This is a genomic window from Microvirga sp. (genome assembly GCF_014699075.1).
Classification (GTDB): domain Bacteria; phylum Pseudomonadota; class Alphaproteobacteria; order Rhizobiales; family Beijerinckiaceae; genus Microvirga.
Map to the genome: position 1 here is coordinate 1 of NZ_JACXAB010000075.1, position 19538 is coordinate 19538.

Here is a 19538-nt window from a genome sequence, read left to right on the forward strand (position 1 = left end):
CATTCGACGGTGATCACCATCCGCGGCGACAGCTATCGGCTGCGCGAAAAGCGCCGATCCGGCCTGCTGCAGAAGGTCGGAACGGCGCTCGAACCAGAGGGAAACGCAAAGCAATGAGAGGGGGTCAAATCTTCAGTTCGCCCAAGGGGTCAATTCTTCGGTTCGCTTGACATGGTCGGACGGCCTCTCGGATTGGGCAGGCGGACGGCCTTCAAGGTTTGCTCAAAGGCCGGCACCTCGTGCCTCTGCCCGGGCGTGAGCGTGAAGGCCAGCGGCAGGCCTGATCCATCGCTCACCAGGTGGATCTTGCTGCCGAAGCCGCCCCGCGAGAGGCCAAGCGCATGGTCGTCCGGCTCCTGCGGATCCCCTTTTTACGCGCTCCGGCCGCCGAGCGGCTGGCCCGCACCGAGGTGCTGTCGATGCACCACAGATCCAAGTCGATCAGTCCCTCGGCATTCAGCTTGAGCCAGAGCCGATCCAGGATCCTGTCAAACAACCCCTCGTGGCGCCATCGGGTCAGGCGCTCATAGACAGTGTGCCAAGGCCCATAGCGCTCGGGCAGGTCGCGCCACTGCGCTCCGGTACACAGCTTCCACATCAGCCCGTTGACCACCTGCCGGTGGTCGCGCCAACGCCCGCCACCGTGGCGACCAGCCCTGGGCATGAGATCTGCAATCAGCTCCCATTGAGCATCGCTCAGTTCGTGCCGCCGCATCGCACGTCTCCGCCTTGGTGAGCCCCACCAAGGCAACAGCCATAGCCTCATCCAGATTCACAGGCCGTCAGACAGGATCTAGGATCAGGGTGCCAACGCCGCTTTGTTGCACGAATAGGCGAGTTGGTAGCTGGAGCCGGATCACATAACAGGCCTGTGCCCTTCCTCTCGGATGTCTCCCGTGCCGTTCAAAGCCAATGCCGCTCGCCGGCACCGCATTCCCAAGCAGCGGCACCGGGTGGCAAACTAGGCGGAGTACGACGCCAGCCTGCGTCAGCGGGGCAGTCTGACGGTCTGGTTCTCTGAGGAGGCGATCGCCGCCTGGCGGGCCGAGCCTCGAAGGACACGGGGTGGTCAACCACACTACTCGGCTCTTGCGATCCGGACGGCGTTGACGCTGCGGGCGGTATTTCGGCTGGCGTCGCGCCAAACCGAAGGACTGATCGGCTCGCTCCTCCAACTCCTGGGCCTGAATCTGGCGGTGCCCGATCACTCGACCCTCAGCCGACGCGCCGAGACCCTGGAGGTCCCAAAGTCATCTCCAAGCTCGAGAGGGCCCGTTCACCTGTTGGTGGACAGCACGGTCCTGCGGCTCTGTAGGCCCGGCGAGTGGCTGGTCGAGAAGCACGGGACCCAGATGCGCCGGTCCGGGCGCAAGCTGCACGTCGGGGTGGATGCCGAGACCGGGCAGATCCTCGCATCCGAATTGACCACGAGCGACGTCGATGATGGCTCGCAGGTCGAGCCCTTGCTCGACCAGATCACGGCTCCACTCGTGTCTCTCATCGGTGACGGAGCCTACGATCAGTCCGACGTCTACGATACTGTCACCAGGCGTCGTGCCGATGCTGTAGTCATCGTGCCACCGCGATCAACGGCGGTGCTTAGCGAGGATTGGGAGACCAACCCAACCCAGCGCGATCAGCATCTCCAATGCATCGCTGAGCATGGACGCATAAGCTGGCAGAAGAGATCCGGGTATAATCGTCGGGCGCTGGTGGAGGCGTCTGTAAGCCGCTTCAAACGAGTGATCGGCGACGCGGTGTGCTCGCGAACGGACCGCGTCGCATAACTGAGGTCGCCATCGCGGTTCATGCCTTGAACCGCATGCTCGAGCTTGGGCGCCCGAAGTCCGTCCGCACTGCTTAAACTCAGGCAGGCTGCGACCGAATGCGTGCTCCGGCCGATCCATGCAACACGGCCCTCCTAGGTCGCGAAGAAGCCTTGGCGCTCGTCTGTCCAGCCGTTCAGACCCGCGAGGCTTCGAACCGTCGCCATGCCTCTTCGAACTCGCCGAAGCTCTCCAGTCCCGCCCGCATCGGCGCCAGGATAACGTACTCCGACCCCCGCAGCTTTCCGATGGCCGCCTCAAGATCCGGAACAACCTCAGGCGGGATAACCACGGCGCCGTGACGGTCGGCATGGACGAGGTCACCTGTGGCAATCCTCAATCCGAAAATGGTGACGGGATCCCCCACGCTCACCACATGCACGAAGCCGTGGCTCGGCCCGATGCTGCCCGCAACGACGGGAAAGCCTTCCGGCAAATCCCCGAGATCGCGCACGACCCCGTTGGTGAGCGCGCCCGACAAGCCGAAGGCCTTGTGGATCGTCGTGTTTACCTCGCCCCAATAGGCTCCTATGCAGTCGGGAAAATCGAGATCTTCCACGACCGCGATGGATGGCTTGGACGCCTCATACATGGCCCGGTAATAGGCCATACGTTGCGCGCGCACGGCCTCCGGTGGGGCCATCGAGGGCGCACTAGCCCTCAACTGAGCCGTGACTGCGTAGCCGACCATCGGCGGCTCGGCCGGTGCGCTCGCAATCATCGTCCCGCGGGTAAAGGCGTCAAACCCGCGTTTGCCCTGAGCGACCTCAATGGCGTTGCATATGGTCGGGGTGTCGCAGCCCCGCAGGAGTTTGAGGAGGGTCGGGTTCATCATTCCTCTAGCCAGCGGCACAGGGCCGCGATTGTTGGGGTGGGATTCTCTAATGTCGGCAGATGTCCTGCGTCTGGGACGATCACCAACCGCGATTGTGGCATCAGCGCGTGCATGAGCTCGTGCCGGTCGAGGGGGCATAGGCGGTCGTCCTCGCCCGTCAAGACGAGTGCCGGCTGGTGGAAACGGGCCAGCGCGCCTTGGCGGTCGGGCCGGTCTCGAAGGGCCAGGGATTGGCGGATGAAGATTTCTGGTCCGAGGTCGAGCGCCATTTGCATGCACAGCGCGAGGATGGAAGGATCACTGGCGTGCGGCGAGAGGTAGTGCGGCTTCATCTCATCGCGCAGGACACCTGCAAGATCGCCGGACTTCACGCGCTCGATCTGCGCTGCCCGCCGCCGCTTGACCTGGTCAGCCTCGGCGCGCGGGTTGGTATCGAGGAGCGCGAGCCTCTCGATCCGCTCCGGCGCCTGCTGCAGCATTTCCATGGCAACGATGCCGCCCATTGACAGGCCTGCCAAGGCAAAGCGCGGTGGCGCGTCGCGCAGGATAGCCGAGGCCATCGCGGTGGTCGTGGATCCCTCGACCGGAAGGGCGTGATGTACCGGCCGCTCTGCAAACGTGGATGCAACCTCGCCCCACATCCGCGCGTCGCACATCATGCCCGGAATTAGCAACAGCGGGATCATCCGACTCGGCGTGCCCCCTCCTTTAGCGCCGCGAGCTTAGCCCAAGCGATCTCCGGATCGACGGCTCCGAAGCCGGCAAAGGTGCCGAAACCGCAATCCGAGCCGGCGATGACCCGCTCCTTTCCAAGAATGGACGTGAACCGGTCGAGCCGTTGCGCCACCAGCTCCGGGTGTTCGACGAAGTTTGTCGTGCTGTCGATAGCGCCTGGAATGAGTACCTTGTCGTCGGGAATCTCATCCGCCCGATTCCGGAACACGGTCCATTCGTGGCCGTGCCGCGGATTGGCCGTCTCGAAGAGGATGTAGCGCGCCGGCACTCGCATTAGGAGGGGGAAGACCTTCGCCATGTCGATGTCGCAGACATGCGGTCCCTCGTAATTGCCCCAGCAGATGTGCAGGCGGACGCGCTCACGTGGAAGACCGTCGAGCGCCTGCTCCAGCGCTTCGACATGGGTTGCCGCGATCTGCAGGAACTCCTCGTCGGACAGATCGGGAAAGAGCATGTGCCGGCTCAGCGCGAGATCGGGGCAGTCCAACTGCAGGTCGAGCCCGGCTTCGATGATCGTGCGGTATTCCTCCCGCATGGCCTCCGCCAGGGCGCGCAGATAGGCGTTCCGATCCGGGTAGTAGGCGTTCTGGAGGAAAAGCGAGATTACGCCCGGCGAGGCAGCGTTCATGAAGCCCCGCTCGACCCCGTGAGCGGCCATGGCCACCTTCAGGTTTGCGATGTCCTTGGAGAGTTCGCCCTGCCCCTTGGACGCGACCGGCCCCACGCATTGCGGCCGCGCGTAATGGGGGGTGCCGCCGCTCTTCCCCAAACGCTCCAGGAATGAGGGGTACAGTTTCAGGTCGGCGGGTGCGTTGCGCGGGCTGTCGCCCGCGAACCCGGTATAGCGGTCCTTCACATAGGTCGCGTAGCTGATCTTCGAGCACTCGCCGTCGCTGACGATGTCGATGCCCACCTCCCGCTGGCGGCGGACATTCTCCATCACGGCGTCGCTCATGCAGGCATCGAATGCGTCGGCGTCGTAATCCTGCCCGCGCTCGCGCGCGAACAGGAAGTCGACGACCACCTGGGACCGCGGCAGCGATCCGACATGCGTGGCCAACAGCGCCATGACATTTCCCCTTACGAAAGCAGGCGGCCCGTCGCGCCGGCGGCGTCGTCGGTGTTGTAGACGCGGTAGAGGCTGGCCTCCCCCGTCATCGAGGGCGACAGGGAATGTTCCAGCCCCGGTGGGATCGCCGCGGTGTCGCCAGGATTGAGAACGGTTTGTCCGCCATCCCAGGTAAGCCGCCAGTGACCGCGAACCGGCATCAGCACCTCATGCCGGTCGACTCTGTAGGAACCCTCGGGAATGGAGTTGCGCGAGAGCATTTCGACCTCGAAGCCGGGACGGTCCTTGAGCACCCCGTCCGCCCCGATAACCTTGGCGGGCTGGCGGTCGGAGAGCGCGATGAGGTCCCAATAACGGGCGACGTAGTGCGGCACGACATCGGCCGTGGTCGGCTCGGGAAACGCCTTGAGCTCCTCCTCCGTCAGGAGCGGCATGGGTGCCACATTCTCGGGGGGCAACTGGCCCTTCTTTGTGTCATAGAGCTTGCCGTTGCTGCCCAGCACCAGGCCGTGGTCGCGGGCATCCTCGATTACCTGGGGCGCCCAGACCACACCTCCACCGGCGTCGTCCCCCCCCAGGATTGCCATGATCATCCCGTAATCGGTGCCGATGTTCTCGAAGCCGCGGAAGATCCCGGTCGGGATGTTGATGATGTCACCCTCCTCCAGCACCACCTCGCCCGCGTTGCCCCAGCGGCCCCAGAAGAAGCGCCAGCGTCCCTTCAGGACGAAGAACACCTCCGCTGTGCGGTGCACATGAAGGCTGTTCCGGCATTTCGGCGGCTGGCCGGCGGCGCCGATGTTAAAGCCAGGTGTCTCGCGGATATGCACGTGCTGGTCGGGGCTTTCGCTGACCCCGCCGCCGATGATCGTGAAGTTCTCCTTCTGGTTCGAGCCCGGGGTGTGGGCGTCGATGAAGGCGGTCTTGCATGGGCGCAGGTCGCCATAGCGGACGATGCGAGCTTCCATTTCTTCCAATGTCATAGATCACCTGTATGTAGGAGGATTTGCTTCCAAATCGCCACTTCGTCGAAGAGGACGAACTCACGGCGCAGCCCGGCCCCACCTGCACCGAAGGGGCCGTACTCGGCATGGGCCATGCCCATGACGTGGACTCTTGCGCCGCTCGGGCGTCCGAACATGCCCCAGCCCTCATGCGCACCGTCGAGCGACCACCTGATCGCTGCGCGCGGGGGCATCATCCCGCTTCCCATGCCGATCCGGTGGTGAATTCTGAAAACCGCAGACGGGAAGGATGAACGAAGGCCAAGCCAGAAATCAGCGAGTTGGCGGTGGCCGATCAGAGTTTGCGCACCGGGAAACTCGCCGATCGCGGCCCGGTCGTAAGCGGACAGCGCATGGGCGAAATCCGCTTGCATGATCCGCTCCAGCGTCTCGGCATAGCGCACCCCCCAGGGGTCGTCGTTGCCCTGGCCCTCATAGCCCCCCTGCCTGTCCGTCTCGGGCGTGAACGGCCGCATGGCTGCGTCGTGCCCGCCCTCCCGTTCGATTAGGAGTCGCGCGAAGGCCTTAGGGTCGCCGCCTAGCTGGCGCACGAGCCCGCCGTTGTCGCGCACGAGCCACTCATCGAAAATCGTGCCGGCTTTTGCGGCGCAGTCGGCGATGACGCGAACCGTGAACCGCCGGCCGGAGGCCGCCCCGAAATACCCATCCCGGCGGTGGGTACCCGTCGAGATGATGCGGTGCGAGGACAACCAGCCGGTCTCCTCGTCTCCGGACCAGATCACATCCTCGCCCAAGAGCTCACGGTCTGGGAACTCGTGCAGCGTCGCCATTGTCGAGGCGATGACGCCTTCGTTGCCGATGGCTACGCCCATGGGCGTCCGAACCGGAATGTCGTGGCTGTAGCTGCGGTGGAGGGTAGCGATCCCGCGATCCTCCCAGATCTCGCGGGTGATGCCCAGGATGTAATCGGGAAAATCCTGCCACCGGTTCCAGAAATCTGTCATCGTCGCTATCCCTTGGGCAGGCGGGCGGATCCCCGGATTATGAGGGGGCTGTCGATGCGGATCTTGCGCGGCGTCCGGTCCCCAGACAGGTGACCGAGCAGCGCCTCGACCGTGGCGGCGACCATGCGGTTCACAGGCTGGCGGATGGTGGTCAGCGCATAGGAAGGCCAAGCCGCCATAGGTACGTCGTCGTAGCCGATCACCGAGACGTCGCCCGGGATCGATAAGTTGAGCCCGAACCGCAACTCGTCCATGACGGCGAAAGCCATATGATCGTTGCCGACAAAGATCGCATCGGGCCTTGTCCCAGCGCGGCACAAATCCCGAGCGGCAGCAGCGGCGGTCTGTCGGTCATACATCCCGTCGACGAGTGCGTGCGGGCGACGCCCCGCCTCCTCCATCGCAAGGCGAAAGCCCGTGGCGCGATCGCGCCCTGTTGAGGAACCCTGCCAGCCCATGATGTGGGCGATCCGTTCATGCTCGGCCGCTATCAAAAACTCGGCCGCTCGCCGTCCCCCGGCGATGTTGTCGGAGGTCACCTCGCTCAGAGCATCGTCGTCCTGCCCGCGGTTGAACATGACGACGGGGATGCCCAGGGCCAATAGGCGGCTCGTGATGTCGTTCGACAGGCCCACCGAGGCTGTGATGATCCCGTCCACGCGGTAGTCGATGAGCTCCTGGACCACCTCGGACACCTGTTCGGTGTGATTCTCCGCCATGAAGACGAGGATGTGATAGCCTTCCGCCTGCAGGACCCGCGAGAGCCGCTCCAGCGCCATCGGGTAGAACTGGTTTTCGAGATAGGCGACGAGGAGACCGATGATGCGGGTCCGGCCCGTAATCATCGCCCGCGCCAGCGGGTTAGGCCGGTAGCCGAGTTGCTCGGCCGCCGCCTTCACCTTGGAGATCGTGCGCTTGGACGCCGACGCGCCGGGGGTGAAGACTCGGCTGACAGCGGATTGGCTGACCCCGGCGAGCCGGGCCACGTCCAGAGCCGTGACAGGGGTGTTGGTCTCCGTCATTCCGCGGTCCATCCGCCGTCGATAATCAGATGCGTGCCGGTCATCATCGCTGAGGCCTCCGATGCGAGGAACACGACTGGCCCCATCAGGTCCTCTACCTCCCCTACCCGTCCGAGCTTGATCTTCGACAAGATCCAAGCCTTGCGCTCGGGGTTTTGCAGCGTCTGCTCGCCCAGTGGCGTGCGGATGAACGTCGGGCATAGCGTGTTGACGCGAATGCCGTGCGGCGCCCATTCCAGGGCCATCGCCTTGGTCATGCCCTCAAGCGCATGTTTGCTGGCGGCATAGACCGCCCGCTCGGGTCCGCCCACATGCCCCATCTGCGAGGAGATGTTGATGAGGCTTCCTGGCTTGCCTGCCGCGATCAGCCCCCGCGCAACTTCGCGCGTCAGAAAGAAGGCCGCCCGCAGATTGACCTCCATCACCGCGTCGAAATCCTCAGCGCTCGCCTCCAGGGCTGGCGTATGCCGGGCGAGCCCGGCCGAGTTGACGAGGATGTCGAACGGACCTTGCGCCTGGAGCGCCTCGCGCATGGCGGAAAGATCGGTGATGTCGGCCGACAGAATGCTGGCCTTGCTGCCCTCGGCCAGGATCTGATCGCACAACTGCGACAGGGCCGCCGCGCGACGAGCCAGCAAGGTGACCTCGGCTCCAGCCGCGGCGAGGGCGACGGCCGCGCCGCGGCCGATGCCCGACGATGCCCCGGCCACCAGAGCGCGGCGTCCGTCGAGCCGGAACGAAGGGGTGCGCGGCAGGCTCATTCTGCTGCGACCCCGTACGGCACATTCCTGCCGCCATACCGGCGCACCCGGATATTGCATTGCTCGGCATGTCCGACGAATCCCTCCAGCATACACAGGCGCGAGCCATATTCGCCGATCAGCGTCGCGGCCTCGTCAGTGAGCACTCTCTGATAGCTGTGGGTTTTGAGGAACTTGCCCACCCAGAGCCCGCCGGTGTAGCGCCCGGCCTTTTTCGTGGGCAGGGTGTGGTTGGTGCCGATCACCTTGTCGCCGTTGGCCACATTGGTACGCGGCCCGAGGAACAGGGCGCCGTAGCTGTGCATGTTGTCCAAGAACCAGTCGTCTCGGTCGGTCATCACCTGCACATGCTCGTAGGCCATGTCGTTGGCGACCGCGAGCATCTCCTCGTAAGTGTCGCACAGGATGACGTCACCATAATCGCGCCAGCTCACCGAAGCGGTTTCGGCCGTGGGCAGAACGGTGAGTAGGCGCTCGATCTCTGCAACGGTCCCATGTGCCAGACGAGCCGAATTGGTGATCAGGCAGGCAGGCGAATTGTAGCCGTGCTCGGCCTGGCCCAGGAGGTCGGTTGCGCACAGTTCCGCATCCACCGTCTCGTCGGCGATCACCATCGTCTCGGTGGGGCCGGCGAAGAGATCGATGCCGACCCGGCCGTAGAGCTGGCGCTTGGCCTCCGCCACATAGGCATTGCCCGGCCCGACAAGCATGTGGACGGGCTCGATGGTCTCGGTTCCCAGCGCCATTGCGCCGACCGCCTGGATCCCGCCCAGCACGTAGATCTCGTGTGCGCCACCCAGCTGCATCGCCGCGACAATGGCCGGATGGGGAGCCCCTTTGACGGGAGGTGCCGCGGCCACGATCCGCGGCACGCCCGCCACGCTCGCGGTCAGCACCGACATATGCGCGGAGGCCACCATGGGAAACTTGCCTCCAGGCACGTAACAGCCCACCGACTGCACGGGGATGGTGCGGTGCCCGAGGATGACGCCTGGCAGCGTTTCCACCTCGACATCGGTTATGGTCGCGCGCTGCGCTTGTGCGAACCGCCGGATCTGGTCTTGCGCGAAGCGTATATCCTCCATGTCCCGCGGAGACACCTGCTGCATGGCCGCCTCGATCTCCGAAGGCGTGAGCCGGAACGAGGCCGGGGCGTAATTGTCGAACCGCTGAGAGATTTCGAGCACCGCCGCATCGCCCCGTGCCGCGATGTCCTCCAGAATGCTTTCGACGGTCGAGCGCACCTTCGCATCGTCGTCGGCGCGTGCTTGCTCGGGTTTGCCGGACTTGATCCGCTGGATGGCCATGACATGGTCCTTATGAAAGGCTGATGGAGTGGAGGAGCGCCGCTGAGAGGCGGACGTTAGCAATCATTACGCGCTCCATCGCAGGCGCTCGCCGGACTGGGCATCGAACAGGTGACACAGGGAGGCCGGGATCTGTGCCGCAAGGGGCTCGCCGATGCGGCCCTGGAAGTCCTTCGGCGCCTTGATTGCCACAAGGCTCTCCCCTGCCTGCACGGTCGCCATGGAGGCGTCGCCCAGAAGCTCCAGCGAGTAGATTGGTGCCGCGATCTCACCGGCTTGCGCCACGGCCGCGTCCTCTGCCCGGAACCCGAGACGCACCTGCCCGTCGGCGGCGCCGGCGAAGCCTGGGATGCGAACATTCCGGCCCTCGAACACGCCGCCCCGTATCTCCCCGCGCAGGAGGTTCATGGCGGGGTTGCCGATGAAGCCCGCAACGAAGGTGTTCGCCGGGCGGTCATAGATCTCCAGGGGCGTGCCAACCTGTTGGACGACACCCTTGGACATGACGACAACGCGGTCGGCAAGTGTCATCGCCTCGATCTGGTCGTGAGTCACGTAGATCGTCGTCGTCTTTAGTTCATGGTGCAGGTTCTTGATCTGCGCGCGGGTCGACACCCTCAGCTTGGCGTCGAGGTTAGAAAGCGGCTCATCCATCAGGAACACCTTCGGCTTGCGCACGATGGCTCGCGCGAGCGCCACCCGCTGGCGCTGGCCGCCCGAGAGGGCCGCAGGCTTGCGGTCGAGGAATTCCGTCAGCTCGACGGTCGTCGCTGCCCGCATGACCCGCTCGTGATGCTCCGCCTGCGGGATCTTCCTCACTTTGAGCGGGAAGCGGATGTTCTCGTAGACCGACATGGTCGGATAAAGGCCGTAGGACTGGAAGACCATGGCGATGTCGCGGTCCTTAGGCTCGAGCCCGTTGACCCGCGCCCCACCAATCAGGATGTCGCCGTCACTGGCATCCTCGAGCCCCGCGATCATCCGCATGGTCGTGGTCTTTCCGCAGCCTGAGGGGCCGAGCAGGACGAGAAACTCGCCGTCCGCGATGTGCAGGTCCATCGCCTTGACACCGATAAAGCTGCCCCAGCGTTTGGACAGACCCTTCAACTGGATATCGGCCATGGCTCAGCCTTTCACCGCGCCGGCGGTCAGCCCGGAGACGATCTGACGCTGGAAGAACATCACGAGGAGGAACAAGGGCGCGGTAACCGAGATCACGGAGGAAACGGCGAACATGACGTTGCCCTTCGTTTGCGTCGTACCCAGAAAGCTCGCGATCTTGGGGATCATAGTTTGGTTTTCCTTCGACAGGAGCATCGCGGTCACGGCGAAATCGTTGTAGGCGAGAAGAAACGAGAACAGGCCCGTCGTGATCACGCCTGGCCACATGACGGGGATGATTACATGCCGGAACGCCTGGAAGCGCGAGCACCCGTCCATCATGGCGCTTTCGTCGAGATCCTTGGGGATGTTGCGGAAGAACGATGTCAGCATCCACAGGGTGAAGGGCTGGTTGATCGCCACAAGAACGATGATCGCGGTGGGCAGATGCCCCCAGAGGTTCCACTCGAAGAACGGTAGTAGGTAGCCAGACACGAGCGTAATAGGCGGCATGGCTCGGAACACGAGAGAGATGAGCAGGAGCCAGAAGGCGTAGCGGTAGGGCGAGCGCGACAGCGCGTATCCGCCAAGTGTGCCAAAGGTCAGGGAGATGCACACGACGCACACCACGACGATGAGCGAGTTCATGGCGGCGCGCCAGAACTCCTCTTGCACCCAGGCCCCGTAATAGCCGCTGCTGGTGAACGAGCCCCCGGTCTCGGCGATGGTCAAAGGTCCGGTAAGCGCGTTGAGCCAGTCGGCTTTCGAGAAGAAGTCCCCCTCGACCTTAAAGCTTCCCCACAGGGTCCACAGGAACGGGAACGCCGCGACGATGAGCCAGAGGACGAGGAAGCTTGACATCACGACCCGAAGGGTCAGGGGCCGGCGGTCGGCGACACGTGTTGTCATGCTCGCACCCTCCCGAAGGCGTGCCAAGTGCGCACGAGCACTGGCGAGATCAGGACGATGATGCCCGCGATGGTGAGCACGGAGGTTGCCGCTGCAGAGGACAAGAGCCGCGTCTCTCCGCCGAGGTCGGAATAGATAAAGTAGCTCAGCGATTTGGCGTGCGCCCCGGCGCTGAAGCTGACGATGGGTTCGAAGACCCGGAAGTTGTCCATGATTTTGATCAGGGCCATGAAGGTCGTCAACGGCAGAAGGTGGGGCAGGATGACATAACGGATGCGCTCCCACCGGCTCGCCCCGTCGATCATAGCGCTTTCCAGGGTGTCGCCGGGCACGGTCTGCAGTCCGGCATAATAGATGACGAAGGCAAACGGCGCTGACGACCAGACCCCGTAGACAATGAGCATGGTCCACATCAGAGGCGTCGAGGCCTTGATCGACAGACCCGGATCGCCCGCAAGCGCCTGCAAGGCTGCGCCGAGGACGCCGCGGGCATCGATCATCCAGAACAGGATGAGCGCGCCCACCAGCGGCGTCACGATCATTGGCAATAGGGACACGAAGATCACGGGACCCCGGAACAGCCGCGGTAGGGCGTTGACGGCGAGCGCGATGATCAGGCCGAAGGCCAGCGACAGCGGTGTGACGAGCGCCGTGTAGGTCAGCGTGAAGCTCAAGGCGTCATAAAAGGGCAGATTGGTCACTTGCCCGAAGAAGTTTCCATGACCGGAGGCGTTGCGCCAGATCTCGGCGATCTCGGCGAAGGCGAGATGGTTGCGGTCGGTATAGATGCTCGGCCCGACGAAGCGTCCCATGGGTTCGGCGTCGCGCAGGGCCCGCGTTGCCTCCTGGTCGATCTGCGTCGCCTTGGAGCAACCGAAGAGCGTGCAGTTTTCAACCTCGCGGATCACCTGCTCGTGCGGCGCGTAGACCGACTGCGTCAGCACCGACACTATGGGCATGGCGATGAAGAGGAACATCGCCATGCCGGAGGGCAGGAAGAACCACAGGAATGTCTTATGCTTCATGGTTCAGCACACGTTGCACCGTAGGAGACGGACAGGGGCCCAGGCCGTGGGCGACGCTTATTTCAGGAAGCCCTTTTCCTTGGCGGCAGCCGTGTAGGCCGCCTCGATATCCGAGAGCGTGGTCTGGGCGTCGGCCTTGCCGCTGAGATAACGGGCGACGTTCTCCCCGATGGCCGCGTGCAAGAGCCCCATGTAAGGCAGCATGGGATAAGGTTTGGCTCCGCTTTCCATGGTCAGCATGACGCCCTGGTTCACGGGAGCCGGCTTGTAGCCTTCGATCATCCAGACAGCCTGCCCCATCGTCGCGTCGTTCAGGATCGCGGGGCTCGTTCCGGTTTTCATGGCTACGAATGTCGCGGCGGCATCGGCATCAGGGATGTTCCTAGCCACAGTCCAGCCATCCCACCATAGCGTCGTCGCTGGGATCTTGCCGCCGCCAATGGTCATCGGCGCGCCGACCTTGGTGTTCTCGTAGACCTCCGGCGTGGAGCCTTGTTTGTCCATGAGCACCCCGGTGCGCGAGCCCCAGAAGTTCATGAGGGCGACATTGCCCGCCTCCCATTCGGCAGCCGTCGCATTGGAATCATGGGTCAGAAAGTCGGGATTCATGTAGCCCGTGAGCTTCTTCATCAATTCCAGCGCCGCCACGCCCTGGCCGTTCTTGACCGATGCCGTCGGCGTGCCGTCTTTGAACAGCTCGCCACCCAAAGCCATGTAGATGTTGATGAATTCGAGACCCAGATTGTAGCCCGTGGCATAGGCTCCTCCGACTGGGTTCTTCATGATGCCGGCGGCCCGGATCTTCTCGGCCGCTTCAAGCAATTGCTCGTAGGTTTTAGGTGGCTCCATGCCGATCTTCTTCAGCACGTCATCCCGATACACGAGATGTTGTGCATTCGCCATGAAGGCAACGGCCACGACCTTGCCGTTGACTGTGATCAACTGGCGCTTCGGAATGTCCTGGCCGAATTTGGCGACAAGATCATCCAAGGGCCGGACGACGTTGCCGTTCAAAAGAGGCGTGATCGACGATGTCGCGATGATCGCGCTGGTGTATTCCGCAGGATTGCCCTGCATGCCGGGCAGGTTGATCTTTTGATGATCGGCGGTGAGGTTGGCCTTCACCGTTACCTTATCATTGGCGCAGGTGGCGGCAGCCTTGGTGACCGTGTGAATGGCCGGGAATTCGTTACCCACGACGGACACACGGCCCGCAATATCGCCGCAGCTGGCGGACGCAGCCCCTGCGGACAGCGCAAGCAAGGATGACGAGAACAGCGCCGATTGAAACAGGCGCTTCAGACTGATGGTCATGCGGTTACCTCCCAGTAACATGGCCCAAGCGGATCCTCTTGTTTTTGACGTTTATTGAAGGATCGACGAGGCATGGTTGCAATTTTTGCAAACGTATGCAAGAATTTTTTTCTGTTCCCCGGCAGCATTGTGACGGCTGCTGATGGAGGGTATCGATGACCCGGTTTTCTGACGCAGAGGCCTTCCCGACTGGGGCCCAGCGCCGCGCTTTCCTGGCCAATCTGCAGGGTTTGGCGGAGGCCTCGCCCGAAGAGATCGCGGGCGCACTTTCAGGCTTGGCCGTTGAAAATTCGCAGTGGCGTGTCGCGCACCCTATCAATGAACTTGCAGGGAACGAGGCCGCACTAACGGGACTGTGGGCTCCCCTGAAGGCCGCCTTTCCGGACCTCGAGCGCCGCGACGTCATTTTCGTCGCTGGCGCTTATCAGGACCAGCACTACATCGCCGCCGTCGGCCATTATTGCGGCACCATGGCAGGTGATTGGCTTGGGATCCCAGCTAGCAACAAGACGGTCTATCTGCGCTACGGCGAGGTCTGGCAGATCGGGCCGGATGGGCGCGCCGTCCAGGCGAACCTTCTCTGGGACGTCCTGGACGTCATGCGTCAGGCCGGCGTCTGGCCCCTCGCCCCTGCTCTCGGCGTCCCCGAGATGTGGCCAGGCCCCCTCACCGCAGACGGGGTCAGGCTGGCGCCATCGGCGCCCGATGAGGGACGGGCGAGCATTGCTCAGACTCTGGCGATGCACAAATCCCTGGCGGAGCACGACGACCGCAACCGCCTCTCCCGGCAGAGCCTCATCGACATGCCTCAGCGGCAGCATTGGCACCCGAAGATGATGTGGTATGGCCCAGCCGGCATTGGTACGACCCGCGGGCTTGAGGGATTCGTCGATGGGCACCAATTGCCCTTCCGCATCGCATTTCACCGCCCGCAGGGAACCTTCGAGGAGGTCACGGCTGAGCGCCAGCGGCACGGCGCTGGCCATTACATCCGCATCGGAGATGGCCCCTACTCCGTCACCGGCGGCTGGCCCTCAGTCTACGCGGTGCATGCCGGGGACGGGTTCTGCGGCTTACCTGCCAGCGGGAAGCCCGTCTTCATGCGTGTGATGGATTTTTATCTTCATCATGAAGGTCTAATCCGTGAGAACTGGGTTCCACTTGATATGCTTCACCTTCTGAAACAGATGGGTGTGGATCCTCTTGCACGGATGTCTGAGGTCCTCCGGCGCTGATATCGGATCTGCCGCAAACATCTTGATTAAGCATTTCAGGTGGTGATTCCAAGATTCAGCACGTGAGATGAAACGTTCTAGGGCAGCACCTAGGCCGACCCGTCGCCCTTTCATGAATGCGGTCGCACCTCGCTTTCAATCTCACTTTACGGAAAGTGGAGCAGATGGTGACCGAACTCAGAAGCGGAGCTCACATCTTATAGCTTCTCATCTTTGAATTTGTACTGCAGCGTCACGGTCTTGATTGAAGCTCTCTTGCTGAGCCACTGCTCCGTGGCGCCCCCGATTGCAAAGCTCGTCGTCCGCCTTTGTCGATGGACCGCAGTTGAACTTTTCCCGTATCATTGAGACAGCAGTCAGCTGGATCTTTCGAACTTCCGCTTCGGGTCATCCTCTGCCGATCCTGTAGCCATCAGGAACGTCCGCTGTTCGCTGCTATGGCAGACGTTCAGCCTACTTCCGAGTAGTGCCATGAGCCGACCTTCCTTGATGCACGCTGGAATGTTTTGGTCCTTGTAACGAGGCAAACTGATCTCGATAGGTACACTCTAGACCTACCTGTATGGGAGATATGCAATCGTAGCCCGCCAGGATCAGCAAGAACTGGCGGGCTCCTTGTGTTTAGTTGGGGGATGCGGCGCTCGCTTTAGGGTGTTCCAGGAAGAAGCGCATCATCTCGCGGCTGGCATCGGGGCCCCTGGGTTCGGTGTAGGACCCGCTCGGACTTCCGCCGGACCAGGCATGACCCGCCCCGTGAAGAACCCAATGCTCGAGCATCGGGTGTCCGCTATCATCGCACGCGACCGTTCGGGTATAGCTGATCCCGCCCGGAGCCTGTCCGCGGCTGACGGTTGATCGCAGATCCGAGCCCGCCCTCGACTGAGCAATAACCTGGTCGCCATTGACGGGACTGACGGTCGTGTCGCGATCACCATGGAACACGATGGTCGCCACCGGCTGCTTGGCTCTACCGTCCTGAGGCGCCCCACCCTGCCGCATGGCAGCAAACGCCGACGGCATGTCACGCGCGGCCCCGCACGCCAGACCCGAGTGGACGCCCACAGCCGCATAGAGCTCCGGGTAGGCCGAGCCCATGATTGCCGCCGCTGCCCCGCCGGCTGAGAGCCCGGCGACATAGACGCGTCCTGGTTCGACAGAGAAGTCACGCATGATCTGCCGGGTGATGCCGGCGATCAGCGACGGCTCGCCGCGATCCCGCTGCTGGTCGGCGGCGTTGAACCAGTTCCAGCACTTCGAGACATTGGCTGACTGCGCCTGCGCCGGGTAAGCGACCAGGAACGTCTGTTCCTCGGCCAGTTCGTTCATCTGCGTGCCGGCCGCAAAATCGTCCGGCGATTGGGTGCAGCCGTGCAGCATCACCACGAGCGGCACAGGCTGACCCGTGTAGCCGCTGGGGATGTAGAGCTTGTAGGCACGGTTTCCGGCCTCATTGGCAAAGGACTTCTCCTCAAACCGGGCTCCCTCCGGCAGCGGGGCCGGCGCACGTGTCGGAATGGGTCCAACCAGCCCATCCAGGCCGAGTGCGGAGCCGGGTTGTCCTATGCGGTCGAGGAAGCCGCGCAGCGCCTCCGGCATTTGGGGCTGGCCCAAACCTCCGGCAGAACCATCAGAGGCGTCAGGAGCTATATGCGGGAAGTTGAACTTCGGCGACGTCCATGCCCCTCCTCCGGATGATGGTGGCACCATGTCGATGATTCGCGCTGCATTCCCTGCCGGACGGTGGCCTGCATCTCCGCCTGCGTCGCCTGGAGTAGCTGAAGGATGAGCACTCGGCAGGCCTCCTTGGAGCATTGCCATGGCTTCTGCAAGCCGACCTTCACGGGTCAGACGGGTCGCCTCAAGCATGTTGATATTTGGTTTCATGTTCATGGGTTCAATCCTGTGGTTAGGCAAAGCGGGACCTGCCCCTTCCTGTCGGGAAAGGCTGGGCAGGATCTAAAGGCGGTAAGACGGGTGCTACACGGCGGTCAGCGAATGCGGTCCTTCAGCGCCTCTTTCACGGCCAGGCTGGCATGCAAGGCGCCAAGGACGTGAACGGAGGCGATCGTCTGCCGCGCCAGCTCGGGCGTGACATCATTGGCGATGCTGGCCAGACCCAGAACCTGGATGTGCAGCATTTCTCCGGCTGCTTGCACGGCCTCGAGGTCCTGGCGGTCGTAGTGGCGCAGGCCGAGGTCAAGCTGGTGGCGGTCGACCGATTTCTTCACCGCGTCGTTATGACGATCAAGCTGGTTTCGAATGGCTGTGCGGATGAAATCGGTCCGGTTGGAGTAGAATCCCTCTTGGACCAAGAGATCGATATGGCCCAAGTCGACATAGCCCAGGTTGATCGTGATCTTCTCGCTATCGGAAGCCTTAGGTCGAAGTTCGTGCACGTTGGTCGCCATAGCTGCCCTCCGTTTACCATCCATATGGATGGTATCTGGATGGCGGACATCGCGAGTTCAAGCCCCAGTATCGTCTTTCCCTGAATTCAGCCTGCCACTTCGCGTCTATATCACTGGATTGGCATCCGGATTGGGAGCACGGGCCTCAAAGGAGCCAGGAGACCAGTCTCGGGGTTTAATGTGGAGAGGCATGGAAACGCCCCGTTCACACGGCACGAACCTGCCGACCCGATATCCTCCTGGACCTCAATGGTGCCCCATGAACGAACATGGCGAAGATTGGCGCTCCCAGCTCGAAGAGGAGTCCGCTCCCGGCGTTCTGCCGGACGATCTCAACCGCGCCCGCGAGCCCGACCGGGGACGGGAGGCGAATACCCCCGGGCAGATCCCGGCCCGCGGCTGGAAGGACATTCTCTGGCGTGTGCTCTGGGGGATCTCGGAAGATCGGATCCTGTCCACCTCGGGCGGGGTTGCGTTCTTTGCCCTGCTGGCGGTCTTCCCTGCGATTGCCACCATCGTATCTCTGTACGGGCTCTTTGCCGACACCAGCACGATCAGGAGCCACCTGTCCCTGCTGGCAGGCATTCTGCCCGGCGGAGTGCTGGAACTCATCGGGGAGCAGATCTCCCTGATCGTCACCAAGCGCAACGATACACTCGGAGTCGCCTTTATGATCGGCTTTCTGGTGGCGCTCTGGAGCGCGAACTCGGGGGTGGCAGCCCTCTTCGATGCGCTCAACGTCGTTTATGGTGAGAAGGAGAAGCGCAGCCTGCTGCGTTTTTATGCCACGACGTTCCTAATCACCCTCGGGATGATCGGCTTCATCATCCTGGCCATCAGTGCGGTGGTGGTCGCGCCCGTCGTGCTCACCTTTGTGGGCTTTGTGACCCCAGCAGAACAGCTCCTCGCCATCCTGCGCTGGCCGATCCTTCTCGTGATTGTGGGCATGTGGCTTGCTGTCATTTACCGCTACGGTCCAAGCCGTCGTGACCCGAAGTGGCGCTGGGTAACCTGGGGCAGTGTCACGGCTGCGGTGCTTTGGCTTGCGGCTTCGATGCTGTTTTCTTGGTATGTTGCCAATTTCGACAGCTACAACAAAACCTATGGCTCGCTGGGTGCTGGCGTTGGCTTTATGGTGTGGATTTGGTTGTCGGTGGTAATTGTGCTGCTTGGTGCTGATCTCAATGCCGAAATGGAGCACCAGACAGCCCGGGACAGCACGCAAGGGACGCCAAAGCCGCTAGGTACCCGCGGCGCCAACATGGCGGATCATGTTGGTGCATCGCACGCTTGACATGGCTCGTTGCTGTAGCCAGAGACCCCCCAGGCCGTTGCCGCGCCCCTGTTCAAGACGCCTGATAATGCCAGAGCTTGGGCCGAACAAACCTTAACACGCAAATTCCGCGTAGTTCGTAGAACGGGAGTTACGTTACCGTGGCAGACGCAAACTATGTTCGAACAGCTAGAGTCAGCTCTGGGTCATGCACGGTCTCTAAGCCTGCCTGCATGAAGGTCCGCTAATCTCAGAGTTGCGGAAGTTTGGCTAAGGTCAGCCTCGTGCCATGTGTGGACGGCTCCCCGTTGGCAAGGGATTTGTTTGACGCTTCTGCCAGGCTGGTCGGTGCGGCCATGTGTTCGACCTGTTGGTGCGGTGCTCATGACCGCTGGCCACAATGCCCTCCGCGAAGGGGTCCCGACCAAAAGCTCGCATTCCAAGATGCTCTGGCACGAATGGGATGTCCCGCTTCCCGGTTCGACCGGCTTTGCATTAACGTCCTTGCGCCCTTCCCAACCTCCTGATCGCCGGAGCCTTCCGACGATGATTATGCCGCCTGCACAACAGGCTCACGATAGCGCTCGCCCTTGGCCACGATCGCCCACACCATGCGAGCCATCTTGTTGGCCAGGGCCACCGCCGCCACCTTGGTGGCCCGCCGCGCCAGCATCGACCTGTTGGTGCGGTGCTCATGACCGCTGGCCACAATGCCCTCCGCGAAGGGGTCCCGACCAAAAGCTCGCATT

Annotated in this window: 18 protein-coding genes and 2 pseudogenes; 3 read left to right on the forward strand and 17 right to left on the reverse strand. The window is 62.8% G+C overall.

Features of this window, described 5'->3' with window-relative positions; genetic code table 11:
- Nucleotides 1-149 precede the first annotated feature (149 nt).
- Nucleotides 150-296 carry a hypothetical protein gene (locus IC232_RS33540; protein WP_190848604.1) on the reverse strand — a complete coding sequence of 49 codons (147 nt, stop codon included), beginning with the start codon at nt 294-296 and terminating at the stop codon, nt 150-152.
- Nucleotides 293-715, reverse strand: a complete 423-nt coding sequence (locus IC232_RS30005) for an IS5 family transposase (protein ID WP_190848605.1) — start codon at nt 713-715, stop codon at nt 293-295. Before IC232_RS30005 ends, IC232_RS33540 begins: the two co-directional genes overlap by 4 nt.
- A gap of 268 nt (nt 716-983) precedes the next feature.
- On the opposite strand from IC232_RS30005, the pseudogene IC232_RS30010 reads away from it, so the two are divergent.
- Nucleotides 984-1864 (forward strand): annotated as a pseudogene (locus IC232_RS30010) (IS5 family transposase).
- A gap of 98 nt (nt 1865-1962) precedes the next feature.
- Here IC232_RS30010 and IC232_RS30015 read toward each other — a convergent pair.
- The 12 genes from IC232_RS30015 to IC232_RS30070 form a co-directional block, all read right to left on the reverse strand.
- Entirely contained in the window at nt 1963-2658 is a 696-nt protein-coding gene (locus tag IC232_RS30015; RefSeq protein ID WP_190848606.1) for an RraA family protein, read from the reverse strand.
- Nucleotides 2658-3347 carry an alpha/beta fold hydrolase gene (locus IC232_RS30020; RefSeq protein ID WP_190848607.1) on the reverse strand — a complete coding sequence of 230 codons (690 nt, stop codon included), beginning with the start codon at nt 3345-3347 and terminating at the stop codon, nt 2658-2660. The genes IC232_RS30015 and IC232_RS30020 overlap by 1 nt, the downstream gene beginning before the upstream one ends.
- Entirely contained in the window at nt 3344-4465 is a 1122-nt protein-coding gene (locus IC232_RS30025; protein WP_190848608.1) for a cobalamin-independent methionine synthase II family protein, read from the reverse strand. The genes IC232_RS30020 and IC232_RS30025 overlap by 4 nt, the downstream gene beginning before the upstream one ends.
- A gap of 11 nt (nt 4466-4476) precedes the next feature.
- Nucleotides 4477-5448, reverse strand: a complete 972-nt coding sequence (locus IC232_RS30030) for a cupin domain-containing protein (protein ID WP_190848609.1) — start codon at nt 5446-5448, stop codon at nt 4477-4479.
- Nucleotides 5445-6434: a nuclear transport factor 2 family protein gene (locus tag IC232_RS30035; RefSeq protein ID WP_190848610.1), complete on the reverse strand. Its 990-nt coding sequence runs from the start codon at nt 6432-6434 to the stop codon at nt 5445-5447. The genes IC232_RS30030 and IC232_RS30035 overlap by 4 nt, the downstream gene beginning before the upstream one ends.
- A 5-nt stretch (nt 6435-6439) precedes the next feature.
- Nucleotides 6440-7456, reverse strand: a complete 1017-nt coding sequence (locus IC232_RS30040) for a LacI family DNA-binding transcriptional regulator (protein WP_190848611.1) — start codon at nt 7454-7456, stop codon at nt 6440-6442.
- Nucleotides 7453-8217 (reverse strand): SDR family NAD(P)-dependent oxidoreductase, encoded by a 765-nt coding sequence (locus tag IC232_RS30045; protein ID WP_190848612.1) that lies wholly within the window; start codon nt 8215-8217, stop codon nt 7453-7455. The genes IC232_RS30040 and IC232_RS30045 overlap by 4 nt, the downstream gene beginning before the upstream one ends.
- Nucleotides 8214-9524 (reverse strand): histidinol dehydrogenase, encoded by a 1311-nt coding sequence (gene hisD, locus IC232_RS30050; protein WP_190848613.1) that lies wholly within the window; start codon nt 9522-9524, stop codon nt 8214-8216. The genes IC232_RS30045 and hisD overlap by 4 nt, the downstream gene beginning before the upstream one ends.
- Before the next feature lie 66 nt (nt 9525-9590).
- Entirely contained in the window at nt 9591-10646 is a 1056-nt protein-coding gene (locus tag IC232_RS30055; protein ID WP_190848614.1) for an ABC transporter ATP-binding protein, read from the reverse strand.
- Between the two features lie 3 nt (nt 10647-10649).
- The gene (locus IC232_RS30060; protein WP_190848615.1) at nt 10650-11534 is read right to left on the reverse strand and encodes a carbohydrate ABC transporter permease; all 885 of its coding nucleotides are present in this window, start codon (nt 11532-11534) and stop codon (nt 10650-10652) included.
- Complete coding sequence (locus tag IC232_RS30065) at nt 11531-12559, reverse strand: carbohydrate ABC transporter permease (protein WP_190848616.1); 1029 nt, start codon at nt 12557-12559, stop codon at nt 11531-11533. Before IC232_RS30065 ends, IC232_RS30060 begins: the two co-directional genes overlap by 4 nt.
- A gap of 57 nt (nt 12560-12616) precedes the next feature.
- Complete coding sequence (locus IC232_RS30070) at nt 12617-13873, reverse strand: ABC transporter substrate-binding protein (protein WP_190848617.1); 1257 nt, start codon at nt 13871-13873, stop codon at nt 12617-12619.
- Between the two features lie 155 nt (nt 13874-14028).
- Between IC232_RS30070 and IC232_RS30075 the strand changes: the two genes are divergently transcribed.
- Entirely contained in the window at nt 14029-15108 is a 1080-nt protein-coding gene (locus IC232_RS30075) for a hypothetical protein (protein ID WP_190848618.1), read from the forward strand.
- A 621-nt stretch (nt 15109-15729) separates the two neighbouring features.
- Here the strand turns inward: IC232_RS30075 and IC232_RS30080 are convergent.
- Both IC232_RS30080 and IC232_RS30085 read right to left on the reverse strand, forming a co-directional pair.
- Nucleotides 15730-16998 carry an alpha/beta hydrolase family esterase gene (locus tag IC232_RS30080; protein WP_190848619.1) on the reverse strand — a complete coding sequence of 423 codons (1269 nt, stop codon included), beginning with the start codon at nt 16996-16998 and terminating at the stop codon, nt 15730-15732.
- Between the two features lie 98 nt (nt 16999-17096).
- Entirely contained in the window at nt 17097-17516 is a 420-nt protein-coding gene (locus tag IC232_RS30085) for a CopG family transcriptional regulator (protein WP_190848620.1), read from the reverse strand.
- A gap of 259 nt (nt 17517-17775) precedes the next feature.
- Between IC232_RS30085 and IC232_RS30090 the strand changes: the two genes are divergently transcribed.
- A complete protein-coding gene (locus tag IC232_RS30090) occupies nt 17776-18810 on the forward strand; it encodes a YihY/virulence factor BrkB family protein (protein WP_190848621.1) in 1035 nt (344 codons plus the stop codon).
- A 529-nt stretch (nt 18811-19339) separates the two neighbouring features.
- Here IC232_RS30090 and IC232_RS32725 read toward each other — a convergent pair.
- A pseudogene (locus IC232_RS32725) lies at nt 19340-19538 on the reverse strand (hypothetical protein); the annotation flags it as partial.